Here is a 15643-nt window from a genome sequence, read left to right as displayed (position 1 = left end):
GCCGGGCATCGCGCCCGGCCGCGCGCCTCCGCTACTTCGACAGCTGCACAGCGCCCGTGGCCCGCTGGTAGGCGGCGAAGTACTTGTCGCCCATGGCCCGGGCGCCGGCCGCCGTGTAGTGGATCGAGTCCTCGGCCCTGCTGTAGCCGGAGGCTCCCGGGATGTACGACACGTTCGCCCGCAGCGCGGGCATGCCCTGCTGCGCGGTGTCGATGGCCTGGCGCAGCGTCGACACGTTCAGCCACTCGGGCACCATGCCGCCGATGAGGAACGGCACCGCGCCGTAGCGCGTGTTCAGCCGGTCGACGAGGTCGAGCAGCATCGACTGGTAGCCGGACGCGGTGGTGCGGGTCGCGTCGGACTCGCCCTGGGCCCAGACGACCGCGACGAGCCGGTTGTCGGGATCCTGCGCGAGCGCGGCGTCGATCTGCCCGAGCGCGCGCGTGAACAGGTTGATGCGCGAGCGCGTGTCCGCCGGGTTCCAGGCGTAGGTGCCGTCGCCCGTCATCGAGGTGGACGCCATCGCCGCGGGGACGAGCAGCACCTTCCGGCCCGGGCGGGCGTCGGCGAGCATGTGCCGACCGAGCTCCATCCCGGGGCCGACGGCCTGCACGCCGCCGGAGGTGGTCCAGGTGGTCACGTGACTCAGCGAGTCCTTGGCGGGCACGATCTGCCCGGCCTTGGCACCGCTGCCGGCGAGCTGGTCGAGCCCGGGCACGCTGACGTCGATGGACGGATCCCAACCGGTGCCGACGCCCTGCGCGTTCGACTGGCCGAGGATCACGACGACGTCGTAGCCCTCGCCGGTCGACGCGATCTGGCGCGGCACGGACGTGCGGGACGTCGGCGCGTAGCCGTCGGCCCGTCCGGTGACGGTGACGGTGATCTGCGATCCGGCGTCGCGCGGAGCGGGCACGTAGGTCGACGCGGTGCGACCGGGGACGACGACGCCGTTGCGCTTCCACACGTAGGAGAGCGCGGTGGCCTCGGGGGTCCACGCGGGCGTCTCCGCCGTGAGGGTGGATCCGACGCTCCCGTCACCCGTGATCGTCGGGGTCGGCGCGTCCGTGAACGGCTGGTCGTCGGGCGACGGCGCGGGCTCGGCGGGCGGCACGTCGAGGGCGTCGACCACCACGGCGGTCGGCTCGCTCGTCACGCTCGTGGCCTTGTAGCCGGAGCGCGTGCCGGTGACCGTCACGGTGATCCGCGACCCGGCGTCCGCGCGGCGCACGGTGTACGTCGCGTCGGTCGCGCCGAGCACGGTGACGCCGTCGCGGGCCCACGCGTAGGTGTAGGCGGTGGCCTCCGGAGTCCACGCGGGCGTCTCGACCCGCAGGGGGCTGCTGGCGACGGGCGATCCCTGGATCACGGGCGTCGTCGTCGCCTCGAACGGCACGGACGGCGCGGGCGGCGGCGGCGTGACGGGCGTCGCGACGACGGCGACGCCGGGGCTCGTCACGGTCTGCGTGACGTACCCGGTCTTCGTGCCGGTGACGGCGACCGAGATGCTCGTGCCGATGTCGCCCGCGACGACCCGGTAGCTCGCGCCGGTCTGGTCGGGGATCGCGACGCCGTCGCGCAGCCATGCGTAGGAGAAGGACGGCCACGGCGACCACGTGCCGGACTTCGCGTTGAGCGTGTAGTCCACGCGGCCGAGACCGGTGATGGACGGGGTGCCGACGGTCTCGAACGCGACGTCGGGGGCGGGCGTCGGGTCCGGCGTGGGCACGGTGGGTTCCGGCGTCGACTCGGGCAGGGGCACGAGGAGGCCGTCGCTCGCGAGGGACTGCGTGACGTACCCGGTCTCCGTGCCGGTGACGATCACGGCGACGGTGGTGCCCTGGTCGCCCTCCTGCACACGGTAGGTGACGGCGGTCTGGCCGTCGATGGCGACGCCGTCGCGGGTCCACTGGTAGGAGAAGGTCGGCCAGGGCTTCCAGACCCCGGCGCGCGCGGACAGCGTGAAGCCGACGCGGGCGGTGCCGGCGATGGTCGGGGTGGCGGCGGCCGAGAACGGCGCGTCCTCGGTCGGGGCGGTGGGCTCCGGGGTCGGGACGGGCGTCGTCGCGGTGGGCGTCGGCGTCGGCGTGCCCGGAGTCGCGGTCGGCGTGGGCGTCGGCGTGCCGGGCGTCGCGGTGGGCGTCGGGGTCGGCGCGGGCGTCGTCGGGGCCGGGGTGGGCGTCGGCGTGCTCGCGGCCGGGACCTGGAGCTCCGCGCTCGTGAGGGACTGCGTCGTGTAGCCCGTCTTCGTGCCCGTCACGGTGACGCTGATGCGGGATCCCGCGTCACCGGCCTGCACCCGGTACGTCACGCCGGTCTGGCCGGCGATCACGACCCCGTCGCGGAGCCACGCGTAGGAGAACGTGGGCCACGGGGTCCACACCCCGGCGCGCGCGGACAGCGTGAAGCCGACCCAGGCGGTGCCCGCGATGGTCGGCGTCGCGGCGGCGGTGAACGGCGCGGCGGCCGGCGTCGTCGGCGCGGGCGTCGGAGCGGTGGTGGGGGCGACGGTCGGCGTCGGGGTCGGGGTCGGGGTCGGGGCCTGCGTCGGGGCGACCGTCGGCGTCGGCGTCGGGTCGACCGTCGGGATCGGGGTCGGGGTCGGCGCCTGCGTCGGCGCGACCGTCGGCGCCGTCGTCGGCGCGGCGGTCGGCGCGGCCGTCGGCGCCGCGGTCGGGGTCGGAGTGGCGGTCGGCGTCGCGCCCGGCACGCTCATCGCGTCGCTCGTCCGGGTCGTCGTCGAGTACCCGGTCTTGGTGCCGGTGACCGTCACGGCGAGCGCCGTGCCGCGATCCGCCTCGGTGACGCGGTAGGTGACGCCGCTCTGGCCGGCGATCAGCACGCCGTCGCGGGTCCACGAGTAGGAGAAGGTCGGCCACGGGGTCCAGGTGCCGGCGCGCGCGGTGAGCGTGAAGCCGACCTGCGGGGATCCGGAGATGGTGGGCGTCGGGGCGGCGGTGAACGGCGCGACGACGGGCGTCGGGACGGTCGCGGTCGGCGCGCTCGTCTGCGTGGTGGTGTCGTAGCCGGAGCGGCTGCCGGTGACGGCGACCGTGATGACGGATCCCGCGTCGGCGGCGCGCACCGTGTACGCGGTGCTCGTCTGCCCGCTCACGGGCACGCCGTCGACGAGCCACGCGTACGTGATCGTCGTGGCCGCCGGGGTCCAGCGTGCGGTGGTGGCGAGCAGGCGCTGCCCGATGACGGCCTTGCCGGTGATGACGGGCGCGGGCGTCGCGGTGAACGGCGCCGCGGCCGCGGTGGCCTGCAGCAGCCGCATCATCGACGCGGTGGTAGGCGCGCCGTCGGTCGTGGCCGGCGACACGACGCTCGTGCCGGGCGCGACGACGCGCGCCGACGATGCCGCGGCACGCGCCGTCGCGGCCTCGGCCGGAGCCGCGGTCGGCTCGACGGCGACGAGCAGCGTCACCCCGAGGCTGAGCCCCGTGATGGCGGCGATGAGACGTGCGCGTGCGGATGCGCTGCGCATCCCCCGTGTCGAGGCACGGCGGACGGCAGAGTGGTGCTCCCCCAATTGATCCCCCCAGATCGTCGAGGCGAATTCCACCTCATGTGGAAATGGTTGCACATCGCCGCGGTGATGCGTGACACGTGTCCGGTGAGGACCTCGCGCACGCCCCGCTCACAGGGGATGCACATGCTCCTCGCATGGATGTGCAGACCGCGCGCTGCTCGCCCGTGCCGGTCCGCGTCCCAGCTCCCGCCCGACGCGGCCCCGTACCCTGGCCCCGACCTGCCCCGCCCGTCGGATCCCCGGAGGATCCCCCTGCCCCGGAAGGCCCCATGACGAACGCCCCGCATCCCGACGCCGCCCCGCACCCCGAGCCCGGGGCCCGCCCTGCGGGGTCGCCCGGCTCCCCCGCCGCAGGAGTCGGCTCCGCGTCGGCCACCGGCTTCGCCGCGCTCGTCCGCGGCACGCGCGACCGCTCCGACCGCCCGTCGCGCCTCGGCCGCCTGTTCGCCGTCGTCGCGATCGTCGAGGCGATCACGTGGACCGGCCTCCTCGTGGGCATGTTCCTCAAGTACGTGACGGAGACGACCGAGCTCGGCGTATTCGTCTTCGGCCGCCTGCACGGGGCGGCGTTCGTGCTCTACGTGATCGTCACGGCCGTCGCCGCCATCCGCCTCCGGTGGGGGTGGAAGCCCGCGCTGCTCGCGGGCGTCGCGGCGATCCCGCCGCTCGCGACGCTGCCGCTCGAGGTCGGCCTGCGTCGCCGCGGGTACCTGCGGCAGCCGGCTGACGCGGTCGACGGACGGGCGCACGCGGCGGCGGCGGCGTCGGGCAGCGCCGCATCGCGCGGCTGAGCGCCGCGGATCAGATCCCGGTGTAGCGCCCCGGCCGGTGGTTGAGCGCGAGCACCAGGTTGAGCAGCACCGCGCCGAGCGCCGACCACACGACGCCCTCGAGCGGCACGACCGTGAGGCCGAGCAGGATCACGATCACGTCGAGGATCATCTGCGCGTATCCGGCGGGGAAGCCGAACCGCTCCTGCACGATGAGCGCGACGATGTTGAACCCGCCGAGGCTGGATCCGTGGCGGAAGACCACCAGCAGCCCGATCCCCACGAGCAGGTTCCCCGCCAGCACGCCGTAGACCGGCTGCAGCTCGAGCCCGGTGACCATGGCGGGGTGCAGCGTCGAGAACAGCGACACGAGCGCGACCGAGATGACCGTGCGGATCGTGAACCGCCACCCCTTCTTCCACACCGCGAGCGCGAAGAACGGCGCGTTGACCACGAAGAACAGCACCCCGAACGGCAGCACGCCCGTGTAGCTCAGCAGCAGCGCGAGACCCGCGGTGCCGCCCGTGACGGCGCCGGCGTCGCGCAGCAGGAACAGCCCGAACGAGGCGACGAAGGTGCCCGTGAGGATCCCGAGCACGTCCTCGATGACGGAGTGCGGGATCCCCGCGGTGGTCGGCTCGTCGGGCGAGGGGGCGATCGGCGTGGGCAGGGGCTCGGACGCGGAAGCGGTCATGGCGGTCTCCGGGGTGGGGGGACGGGATCCGCGCGGGCGGTCGTGCCGCATCACGCGCAGGGAACAGCATGGCGGATCCGCGGGGCGCCGGAGGACGCGGCGCGGGCACGCGCTCCCGGCTCCGCGGCCCGGACGCTGCGGTCTCAGCCGAACGGCTCCTCGAAGGGCCCCACGTCGAAGAACGCCACGGGCCCCTTCCTCCGGCAACCCGAGATCGAGCCGAACGACAGGCGCTGCCACCCCGTCAGGCGCTCCCACCTGCGGTCGGACTGCCGGACGAACCACGCCCTCGCCTCCTCCCATGCTTCGGGGGACGCGTCCCAGCGGACGTCGAGCGCGGTGGTGACGACGTCGATGAGGCCGCCCTCGGGGCCGGGCAGGAACCCCGACTCGGGCATGGTCACCATCCAGTCGTCCTCGCCGCCGTACCGCAGCTCCTCGGGGAGCACCAGGCGGTAGGCGTCGGGACCGAGCTCGTCGTCCCCGTACATGGTCCGGGCCATCACCCACGGGTGCGGGTAGCCCGGCAGCCGGATGCGCCCGGCGATCCCGGCCGGCAGCCAGTCCTCGTACGGCGGGACCGCGGCATTGCGGAGGAAGGAGCGTGGGGCGTAGGGCTCCGCTTCGACGTGGATGCGGGGGCGGCGTCGCCACGGGAGGATCACGCGAGTCGCCCCGCGTCGTGCGCGACCGGGCACCAGCGGCATGCCACCCCGGCCGTCACCCCTCCGCCCGCGCCCGTGCGGCGGCGAGCCGCTCGGAGCGCGAGGGATCGCGCAGGGGCTCGCCGTCGTCGTCCACGAGCTGCCCGGGCGCCGCGCAGGCGTCGAGCGGGGCGATGCGGCGGGCCAGAGGCGGGCCGGTCTCCGAGCGACCGATCACCGGGATCCGGAGCCGCGACGCCGCGATGCGCGCACCGCGGGCGAGCAGGCGGCGGCGGGTGCTGCGGCGGACGGTGTCGACGACGTCGACGGCCACCTGCACCGCGTCCGTCTGCCACTGCATGGACAGTGCCAGCGGGAAGGAGAGCAGGTGCTCGCGCACGTCGGCGAAGTCGCGCAGGCCGCGGAAGCCTCCGAGCAGCTCTCGCGGGATCTCCCGCATGCGGTACGCGGACTGGTCCGGCCACTCCCGACGGCAGGAGGCGGCGTTCCGGACGGCGGTCTCGAGCGCGGTCACGGCGTCCGACAGCTCGTCGAGCTCGTCGGGCTCCGCGGTCCAGAGGGCCCAGCGGGCCCGCCACGGCAGGAGGCGGAACGACCCGCTCACCCACATGGACGACACGGTGCCGTCGTCGTCGATCCACATGGTGCGCTCTTCCGGGTCAGCGACATGCGCTGTCGTCGAGCGGGCCGGCCTCGGGCGGAGGGCGCCTCGGGAGGCACGACCTCGGTGAGCATAGGGACCACGCGGCGCACGGTGGGCGCCGCGTGCACAGGCGGCTCCTCCTCCGGGACGCCCTCAGTCCGCGAAGATCGCCCCGACCGGCTCGCGCTTCTCGGCCTGGAAGCGGTCCTCCGCGCGGCCGATCGCCCAGTAGGCGGAGAGCGAGAGGGCACGGCGATCGATGCCCCAGCCGTCCTGCAGCAGCGCGCGGATCTCCTTCATCGCGCCGCGCTCGCCGTGCGCGAAGACCTCGACCTCGCCGTCCGGCCGCTCGATGGCGCGCACCGCGTCGACGAGGAACGCGCCGGGCACGGCGTCGGGCGTGCGCGAGCGGTGGATCCAGCGCAGCTCCACGCCCGCCGGGTGCGCGAGCGGGAGCTCGTCGGCGGGCCCGTCCACCTCGACGACCGCCACCCCGCGCGCGTCAGCCGGCATCGCGGCGAGCGCCGCGGCGATCGCGGGCACGGCCGAGTCGTCCCCGATCAGCAGCCGCGCGACCGCGGGATCGTCGGTCGGCCGGAACAGGCCGCCGGGACCGCTCGCCGCGATCAGGTCCCCGGGCTGCGCGGTCGCCGCCCACGGACCTGCGAGTCCCTCGTCGCCGTGCACCACGAAGTCGATCGCGCAGGTGCCCGCGGCCGGATCCGCGTGGCGCAGCGTGTAGGTCCGCACGGCGGGCAGCGCCTCGGGCGGCAGCGTCTCGCGCAGGGCGGGGAGGTCGAACGGCGGCACGACGCCGGATCCCGGCTGCGGCAACATGAGCTTCACGTAGGCGTCGGTCGCGGCGAGCCGCTCGGGGACGGCCTGCTCGAGCAGCGCCCGCGTCCCCTCCCCGCCGAGGTGCACGCGGACGAGGTGCGGGCTGAGGCGCTCCGTGCGGATCACCTCGAGGACGTGCTGCGCGCGCGGAGCGCGGACGGGACGGTCGGCGGCGGGAGGGGCGGGCAGGGCGGCGGGTGCGGCGGAGTCGGTCATCGAGGATCCATCCTCCGCTCCCCCGCGTCCCCGGGCAACGTCCCGTCGCGTCGCGCGCCGCCCGGGCCGCGGGGCCCGCTGGCCGTGCGCCTACACTGGCCGCGTGGTCGACATCGTCGTCACGGGGCTAAGCGCCAACTCCGTGCCGTACATCGAGGCCCTCGAGCGTCAGCGTGCCCTGCATGCCGACGTCGTCGCGGGCCGGGCGCAGGACACCGTCATCCTCCTCGAGCACCCCGGCGTGTACACCGCGGGGAGACGCACAGAGCCGGAGGACAGGCCGCGCGACGGCACGCCGGTCATCGACGTCGACCGGGGCGGCCGCATCACCTGGCACGGACCGGGCCAGCTCGTCGGCTACCCGATCGTCCGGCTGCCCGAGCCCCTCGACGTCGTGGCCCACGTGCGCCGCCTCGAGGACGCGCTCATCGCCCTCCTCGCCGACCTCGACGTCGCGTCGTACCGCGTCGACGGCCGCTCCGGCGTCTGGATCCGCGGCGCAGCGCCCGACGGGAGCCCCCGCGACGAGAAGGTCGCCGCCATCGGCGTGCGCGTCGCCGAGCGCGTCACGATGCACGGCTTCGCCCTCAACTGCAGCAACGCGTTCGACGCCTACGACCGCATCGTCCCGTGCGGCATCCGCGACGCCGGCGTCACCTCGATCAGCCGCGCCATCGGCCGCACGGTCACGCCCGCCGACGTCGTCCCCCTCCTCCGCCCGCACCTCGTGCGCGCCCTCTCCTCGAACGGATCCGCCATGCCCTCGACCTCTCCCCTCTCCGCCGTCGTCGGAGCCCGCGCATGACCGCCGCCGCCGCGCCGGACGGCCGCCGCATGCTCCGCCTCGAGGTCCGCAACGCCGAGACGCCCATCGAGCGGAAGCCCGGCTGGATCAAGACGACGGCCCGCATGGGGCCCGAGTACCGGGCCCTCCAGCAGCTCGTGAAGACCGAGGACCTGCACACCGTCTGCCAGGAGGCGGCCTGCCCCAACATCTACGAGTGCTGGGAGGACAGGGAGGCCACGTTCCTCATCGGCGGATCCCAGTGCACGCGCCGATGCGACTTCTGCCAGATCGACACCGGCAGGCCGGCCGACTACGACACCGACGAGCCCCGCCGCGTCGCCGAATCGGTCCGCCGCATGGGCCTGCGCTACGCGACCGTGACGGGAGTGGCGCGCGACGACCTGCCCGACGAGGGCGCGTGGCTGCACGCCGAGACCGTGCGGCGGATCCACGCGGACAACCCCGGCACGGGCGTGGAGATCCTCGCGACCGACTTCTCCGGGGACCCGGACCTGCTCGCCGAGGTCTTCTCCTCCCGTCCCGAGGTCTTCGCGCACAACGTGGAGACGGTGCCGCGCATCTTCAAGCGGATCCGCCCGGCGTTCCGATACGAGCGCTCGCTCGACGTGATCACGCAGGGGCGCGACGCGGGCCTCATCACCAAGTCGAACCTCATCCTCGGCATGGGCGAGACGCGCGAGGAGGTCTCGGAGGCGCTCGTCGACCTGCACGACGCGGGCTGCGACATCATCACGGTCACCCAGTACCTCCGCCCGACGCCCCGGCACCTGCCCGTCGACCGCTGGGTACGACCGGAGGAGTTCGTGGAGATCAAGGCGGAGGCGGAGGCGATCGGGTTCCTGGGTGTGCTCGCCGGCCCGCTCGTGCGCTCGTCGTACCGCGCGGGTCGCCTGTACGCGCAGTCGATGCGAGCGAAGGGCCGGGAGCTGCCTGAGGGTCTCGCGCACCTCGCGGATCCCGCGAACGGCTTCGCGCAGGCCGTCGGCTGACCCCGCCTGCCCCTCCCCGCCTCGCGGACCTGTCGGCTCGCTGACGAACGGGCCGCTCCCGGGTCCGCGGCCAGGTGCGCGGCCTATCGTCGGAGGCACCGCGCACGTCCCACAGCAAGGAGCTCGACATGGCCGCATCGTCCCCCACCTCAGGATCCGCGTTCGGCGACGCCGCCGACGGCGTGTGGCAGGCGATGGAGTCGCTCCGCGCGCGCTTCGAGAAGCGAGACGGCACCCCGGCCGGGCACGGCACCGGCCCGCACGACGTGCGCCACGCGGTCCTCGCGCTGCTCGCCGAGGAGCCCATTCACGGCTACCGCATCATCCACGAGATCGAGGAGCGCACCGCAGGCGCCTGGACCCCGAACGCCGGAGCCGTCTACCCGACGCTCCAGCTCCTCGCCGACGAGGGCCTCATCGCCGCGGAGACCACCGACGGCCGCAAGGTCTGGGCGCTCACGGAGGCCGGCCGCTCGGCGGTCGCGCGCGACGGCATCACCGCGCCGTGGGCCGACGCGTCCGGGCACGGCCACGACGCGCACGACCGCCACGACCGCTCCGCCCTCCCCAAGGCCGGCCTCTCGCTCGCGCAGGCCGCGGCGCAGGTGCAGCGCACGGGCACCCCGGCGCAGGTCGCCGAGGCCGTGACCGAGCTCGACGCGGCCCGCCGCCGCCTCTACGCGATCCTCGCCCGGGAGTGACCGCGGCCACGGCCGGCGCCGTCCCCGGGGCGGAACCCGAGGCCGACGCCCCGGAGACGCGCGCCCGCTACCGCCGCATCCTCCGCTTCGCCGCGTGGAACCTCGCGGTCACGTGGTGGTACGAGCTCTTCCTCCCCCGGGTCGGCCTCCGCCGCATCGCCGACCGCACGCGCACCCGGCGCATGAAGCTCTTCGCCCGCCGATTCCGCGTGCTCGCGGTCGAGCTCGGCGGCCTCATGATCAAGGTCGGCCAGTTCATGTCGTCGCGCCTCGACGTGCTGCCGCCCGAGATCACCGCGGAGCTCGAGGATCTGCAGGACGAGGTGCCCGCGGTCCCGTTCCCCGAGATCCGCGCGCTCGCGGAGCGCGAGCTGGGCATGCCCCTCGCCGACGCCTTCGCGTGGGTCGACGAGACGCCCGTCGCGGCCGCGTCCCTCGGCCAGGCGCACCGCGCGATCCTCGGCCCGCTCGACTCCGCCGACACCGGCCTCACGGGCGCCGTCATCAAGGTGCAGCGGCCCGGCATCGACGACATCGTCCGGATCGACCTCGCCGCGCTCCGCCGCATCGGCGGCTGGCTCACGCACGTGCGGCTCGTGTCGGACCGAGTCGACGCGCCCGCCCTCGTCGAGGAGTTCGCCGAGACGAGCCTCGAGGAGATCGACTACCTGCACGAGGCCCGCAGCTCCGCGCGCTTCCAGGAGATGTTCGCCGACGACGACCGCGTGGCCGTGCCCGAGATCGTCTGGGAGCGCAGCACCCGCCGCGTGCTCACGCTCGAGGACGTCACGGCCATCAAGATCACCGACCACGCGGGGCTCCTCGCGGCCGGCATCGATCCCGTCGAGGTCGCGCCCGTGTTCGCCGCCGTGATGTTCGACCAGCTCTTCGCCGACGGCTTCTTCCACGCGGATCCGCACCCCGGCAACGTCTTCGTCACGCCCGTCACGGATGGCTCCGTCGAGCAGGGCTGGACCCTCACCTTCATCGACTTCGGGATGATGGGCGAAGTGCCGCCGAGCACCCGCAGGGGCCTGCGCAAGATGCTCATCGCCGCAGCCTCGCGCGACGGCAAGGGCCTCGTGGACGCGGCCCGCGACATCGGCGTGCTGCTGCCGTCCGCGGACACCACGCAGCTCGAGCTCGCCATGACGCGACTCTTCGCGCGCTTCGGCGGCCTGGGCTTCGCGGAGCTGCGCGAGGTGGACCCGCGGGAGTTCCGCGCCTTCGCGAACGAGTTCCAGGAGGTCGTGCGCACCCTGCCGTTCCAGCTGCCCGACGACTTCCTGCTCATCATCCGCGCCATGTCGCTCACCTCGGGCGTGTGCAGCGCGCTGGATCCCGCGTTCAACCTCTGGGACTCCGTCGAGCCGTACGCGCAGCGCCTCATCCGCGAGGAGCGCGGCAACGTCGTGCGCGACCTCGGCACGCGCGTCTCGGACACCGCGGGCACGCTCGCCCGCCTCCCCGGCCGGCTCGACGCGCTGCTCACCCGCATCGACGACGGCGCCCTGCCCATCAGCGATCCCACGCTCGAGCGCCGCGTCGGCGCCCTCGAGCGCACCCTCCGCCGCGCGGTCTCCGCCCTCGTGTTCGGCGGCCTCCTCGCGGGCGGCGTGCTCCTCCGCCCCGACGACGAGGTGCTCGGCACCGTGCTGCTCGTCGTCTCCGTCATCCCCCTCGCGCAGGCGCTCCTCCCGGGCCGCCGCCTCCGCTGACCACCGCGTGGCCTGTCCGCTCGATGTCGGTCGTGACGCCGTGTGACGGCGCTCGCGGGGACCTCCGTGCCGGCCCGCCTACGGTGGCCGCACCGACCCGACGGACCGAGGAGACACCATGACCGACACGACCATCCAGGCGCAGATCGCCGACTTCGACCGCGGCTTCGCCGAGCAGATCGGCCCGGACCTCTCCGCCGTCTTCGCCGCGGAGCAGCGGACTCTCCGGGAGGGCGGCGTCCCGTCCGGCGCGGTCTCCCCGGGCGACGCGCTCCCCGCCGCGACCCTCGTGGATCTCGACGGCGCGGAGGTCGACCTGCACGCGGCCCTCGGCTCAGGACCCGCGGTGGTCGTGCTGTACCGCGGCGCCTGGTGCCCGTACTGCAACCTGACCCTCCGCCAGTACCAGGCAGAGCTGCTGCCCGCCCTGCGCGAGCGCGGCGCGACCCTCGTCGCCGTCAGCCCGCAGACGCCGGAGGGCAGCGCGCGGGCCGTGGCGGGCGGCGAGCTCGACTTCGCCGTGCTGTCGGATCCGTCCAACGCGTTCGTCCGCGCGCTCGGCCTCCTGACCGAGCCGACCCCCGAGGCTCGAGCGGCCCACGCGCAGCTCGGGTTCGACGTCGCGGACAGCAACGCGGACGGCACCGGCGACATCCCGTTCCCCACCGTGATCGTGGTGGACGCCGAACGACGCGTGACCTTCGCCGACGTGCACGTGGACTACACGACGCGCACCGAGGTGCCGGAGATCCTCGCCGCGGTCGACGCCCTCCTCGCGCGCTAACGGCGCTTCGGGACGCGTCAGCTGGCGTCCTGGGAAAGCAGAAGGCCCGGTCTCCATGAGACCGGGCCTTCATCTTGTTGCGGGGGCAGGATTTGAACCTACGACCTCTGGGTTATGAGCCCAGCGAGCTACCGAACTGCTCCACCCCGCGCTACGAGGAATACATTACCAGACCTCCGCGGTGCTCATGACCACGTGCGCGGCACCGACCGCACCCGGCCGGCCGCGGGCCGCTGCCGATACGAGGACGGCCCCGGCGGCACCCGCATCGCGGGGCCGTCGGGGCCGTCCTGGTGAGCAGCCGGTCGCTACTTCTGCTGGCTCAGCTCGTACGCGCGCTGCACGGCCTCGGTGAACCGCTGATCCGCCTGCGCGGCGGCGACGAGGTCGCCGGACGCGTACGCGGCCTGCCGCTCCTGCAGCGCCGTGTTGGCCGCGTCGAGCGCCGCCTGCACGTCCTGCGCGGGAGCCGAGGGTGAGGTCGTCGGCGCGGGCGTGGGCGTGGATCCCGTGCCCCCGTCCGTCGCGCCGTCGGTGGCCCCGTCTCCCGTGCCGCCGTCGACGGGCGTCGTGGGCACGACGTCCTCGTCACCGGCCGTGGCTCCGGAGTCGCCCTCGAAGATGCTGTCGAGGGCCGCGTCCAGCGTGTCCTCGAACGCGATCTTGTCGCCGAACGCCACCAGCACCTTGCGGAGCAGCGGGTAGCTCGTGTCGCCCGTCGAGCGGACGTACACGGGCTGCACGTAGAGCAGGCCGCCGCCGACCGGGAGGGTCAGCAGGTTGCCGCGCACCACGCTCGTGCGCCCGCCGCGTTCCAGCAGGTTGAGCTGGTTCGCCACGTTCGTGTCGGAGTTGAAGTTGTTCTGGATCTGCGTCGGCGCCGGGATGGTGTCGTCGTTCGGCAGCGTCAGCAGGCGCAGCTTCCCGTAGTCGGCCGCCTTCTCCCCCGCCGTGCTGCCCGCATCCGAGTCGACCCCGAGGTAGCCCGTGAGCACGCTCCGGGAGGTGTCCTGCGTGGCCGGCGGGATGAAGGTCGAGTACAGCGAGAACCGCGGTGCGTCCTGACCCGGCATCTGCATGGTCAGGTAGTACGGCGGCTGGAGGCTCGCCGGGGTGCCCGCCTCGGTGGTCGCGGTCGGGTCGTTCGGCGTGGTCCAGAGGTCCTGGTTCGAGTAGATCGAGCCGGGGTCCGTCACGTGGTACTTGCCGAGGACCGCGCGCTGCACCTTGAACATGTCCGCGGGGAAGCGCAGGTGGCTCATGAGCTCGCCGGAGATGTCCGAGATCGGCTTGAGGGTCGAAGGGAACACCTTCTGCCACGTCTTGAGGATCGGGTCGTCGGTGTCCCACGCGTAGAGCGTGACCTTGCCGTCGTACGCGTCGACCGTGGCCTTGACCGAGTTGCGGATGTAGTTGATCTGATCCGTCGGCACGAGCGGCTGCGTCTGCTGCGAGTCCGCGATGAGGCGGCTCATGTCCTGGCGCTGCGAGTACGGGTACTGGTCGCTCGTCGTGTAGCCGTCGACGATCCACACCACGCGTCCGTCGACGACGCTGGGGTACGGGTCCTTGTCGATGGTGAGGTACGGCGCGACCTTGCCGACGCGCTCCGCGGGGTCGCGGTCGTAGATGATCTGCGACTGGTCGTTGATCTGGTTGGCCAGGAAGATCTGCTCCGACTGGAACTTCAGCGCGTAGATGAGCCGCTTGAAGACGTTGTCGACCTTCGGACCGCCGTCGCCCTGGAACGTCGTGTACGTCTCGTCCGCGCCGTCGACGCCGGACGGGTAGTCCAGCTCGACCTTGTCGCCCGACTCGGGGCCGCCGACGATGGAGTAGTCGGGCGAGTTCTCGCCGAAGTACACTCGCGGCTCGAAGTCGCCCAGGTCACCCGAGGCGGGGATGCCCGACTCGAGGAACACGGGCTGGCCGTCGGAGGTGCGCTGCGTGCCGTACGCCGCCACGAGCGAGTAGCCGTGCGTGTAGACAAGGTGCTGGTTGACCCACGACGTGCCCGTGTTGGTGGGGCTCAGCTCGCGGACCGCGACGACCGTGTCCTGCACGCGACCGTCGATCTGGTACCGGTCGACGTCGAGGTTGTCGCCGAACTGGTAGTACTGCCGGAACTGCTGCAGCTGGCTGAACGCGTCGCCCACGACCGCGGGGTCGAGGATGCGGATGTTCGCGGTCGTCGCGGCGTCCTCGCGGAGCGCGCCGGGCGTGGTGTCCGTGGTCGCGTCGTAAGGGATCTCCTCGATGTCGGCGAGGCCGTAGGCCTGCCGCGTCGCCTCGATGTTGCGCTCGTAGTACTGCGACTCGAGCGCGCGCTCGTTGGGCTCCACCTGGAAGCGCTGCACGATGGCCGGGTAGGCCGTGCCGACGAGGATGCTGGCGACGATGAGGCCGGCGGTGCCGATGATCGGCAGGCGCCAGCGGCCGATGACGGCCGTGACGATGAAGAACAGTGCCACGACTCCGGCGATGCCGGCCAGGATCGCGCGACCGGGGATGACCGCGTTCACGTCCGAGTACGCCGCACCCGTGAACAGCCCGCCGTTCGCGTTGTTGACCACCGACGAGTACTGGTCGAGCCAGATGCTCACACCCTGGAGCAGGAAGTACACGCCCGCGGTGACCGCGATCTGGATCCGCGAGCTCTTCGAGATGCGCACCTCGCGGCCCGTGAACCGCACGGCGCCGTAGAGGTAGCTCGTGGCGAGGACGCCGAGCATGGAGATGATGACGACCGCCGAGGCGAAGCCGACGACAGCGTGGTAGAAGGGCAGCTCGAACATGTAGAAGGACGTGTCGAGCTGGAACTGCGGATCCACCGTGCCGGAGGGCGTGCGGTTCAGCCACAGCAGCGTGCGCTGCCAGCCGCTCGAGGCCGAGACGCCCGCGAAGAGGCCGAAGACCGCGGGGATCGCGAACATGGCGAGGCGGCGCAGCGGCTCGATGACCTGCTGGTAGCGGTCGAGCTGCGAGTTGAGCTTCGCGTAGACGGGCCGTGAGCGGTACGCGACCTGGATGCTGACGAACACCGGGATCGCCATGGCGAGGAACCCGATGAAGAAGAGCGCGATGCCCGCGCCCCACTGCGTGAGCAGCACTCCCAGGTAGCCCAGCTGGTCGTACCAGAGGACGTCGGCGTAGAAGCCGGCGAAGATGAAGAACGCGATCACCAGCGCTGCGATGATGGCCGCGGTTATGGCGAGGGGGGCTCGGCTCCGTCTGGCGGGCCGGGCGGATGTGCTAGTCACAGATGTGCCTCAGAGTCGTAGGA

General features: G+C 73.3%; 12 protein-coding genes and 1 tRNA gene. 6 read left to right on the top strand and 7 right to left on the bottom strand.

The annotated features are described in order from the left end of the window. Positions 1–31: 31 nt before the first annotated feature. A complete protein-coding gene (locus NL142_RS06315; protein WP_435081371.1) occupies positions 32–3490 on the bottom strand; it encodes a sialate O-acetylesterase in 3459 nt (1152 codons plus the stop codon). A gap of 314 nt (positions 3491–3804) precedes the next feature. Between NL142_RS06315 and NL142_RS06310 the strand changes: the two genes are divergently transcribed. Further along, the gene (locus NL142_RS06310) at positions 3805–4326 is read left to right on the top strand and encodes a DUF3817 domain-containing protein (RefSeq protein WP_435081370.1); all 522 of its coding nucleotides are present in this window, start codon (positions 3805–3807) and stop codon (positions 4324–4326) included. Between the two features lie 10 nt (positions 4327–4336). Here the strand turns inward: NL142_RS06310 and NL142_RS06305 are convergent, their stop codons facing one another. The 4 genes from NL142_RS06305 to NL142_RS06290 all read right to left on the bottom strand — a co-directional run bounded on the left by NL142_RS06305 (position 4337) and on the right by NL142_RS06290 (position 7360). After that, entirely contained in the window at positions 4337–4999 is a 663-nt protein-coding gene (locus NL142_RS06305) for a YitT family protein (RefSeq protein ID WP_435081369.1), read from the bottom strand. A gap of 143 nt (positions 5000–5142) precedes the next feature. Further along, complete coding sequence (locus NL142_RS06300) at positions 5143–5664, bottom strand: hypothetical protein (RefSeq protein ID WP_435081368.1); 522 nt, start codon at positions 5662–5664, stop codon at positions 5143–5145. A gap of 55 nt (positions 5665–5719) precedes the next feature. Beyond that, positions 5720–6307 carry a hypothetical protein gene (locus NL142_RS06295; RefSeq protein ID WP_435081367.1) on the bottom strand — a complete coding sequence of 196 codons (588 nt, stop codon included), beginning with the start codon at positions 6305–6307 and terminating at the stop codon, positions 5720–5722. A gap of 153 nt (positions 6308–6460) precedes the next feature. Then, positions 6461–7360: a siderophore-interacting protein gene (locus NL142_RS06290; protein ID WP_435081366.1), complete on the bottom strand. Its 900-nt coding sequence runs from the start codon at positions 7358–7360 to the stop codon at positions 6461–6463. Positions 7361–7463: 103 nt separating this feature from the next. Here NL142_RS06290 and lipB point away from each other — a divergent pair, with 103 nt between their 5' ends. From lipB to NL142_RS06265, 5 genes are all read left to right on the top strand, one after another. Further along, on the top strand, positions 7464–8165 hold the full coding sequence (lipB, locus tag NL142_RS06285; protein WP_194682901.1) for a lipoyl(octanoyl) transferase LipB: 702 nt from the start codon (positions 7464–7466) through the stop codon (positions 8163–8165). Then, positions 8162–9157 carry a lipoyl synthase gene (gene lipA / locus NL142_RS06280; RefSeq protein ID WP_435081365.1) on the top strand — a complete coding sequence of 332 codons (996 nt, stop codon included), beginning with the start codon at positions 8162–8164 and terminating at the stop codon, positions 9155–9157. Before lipB ends, lipA begins: the two co-directional genes overlap by 4 nt. A 128-nt stretch (positions 9158–9285) precedes the next feature. After that, positions 9286–9858, top strand: a complete 573-nt coding sequence (locus tag NL142_RS06275; protein ID WP_435081364.1) for a PadR family transcriptional regulator — start codon at positions 9286–9288, stop codon at positions 9856–9858. Continuing rightward, positions 9855–11576 (top strand): ABC1 kinase family protein, encoded by a 1722-nt coding sequence (locus tag NL142_RS06270; protein WP_435081363.1) that lies wholly within the window; start codon positions 9855–9857, stop codon positions 11574–11576. Before NL142_RS06275 ends, NL142_RS06270 begins: the two co-directional genes overlap by 4 nt. Positions 11577–11694: 118 nt before the next feature. Next, positions 11695–12360 carry a peroxiredoxin-like family protein gene (locus NL142_RS06265; RefSeq protein ID WP_435081362.1) on the top strand — a complete coding sequence of 222 codons (666 nt, stop codon included), beginning with the start codon at positions 11695–11697 and terminating at the stop codon, positions 12358–12360. Between the two features lie 77 nt (positions 12361–12437). Here NL142_RS06265 and NL142_RS06260 read toward each other — a convergent pair. Both NL142_RS06260 and NL142_RS06255 read right to left on the bottom strand, forming a co-directional pair. Further along, positions 12438–12511: transfer RNA gene (locus tag NL142_RS06260), tRNA-Met, on the bottom strand. Between the two features lie 157 nt (positions 12512–12668). Next, complete coding sequence (locus NL142_RS06255) at positions 12669–15620, bottom strand: UPF0182 family membrane protein (protein WP_435081361.1); 2952 nt, start codon at positions 15618–15620, stop codon at positions 12669–12671. Positions 15621–15643: the final 23 nt, after the last annotated feature.

This window comes from Clavibacter quasicaliforniensis (assembly GCF_051201715.1).
GTDB classification, from domain to species: Bacteria; Actinomycetota; Actinomycetes; order Actinomycetales; family Microbacteriaceae; genus Clavibacter; species Clavibacter seminis.
This window is presented reverse-complemented; position numbering and strand designations above follow the sequence as displayed.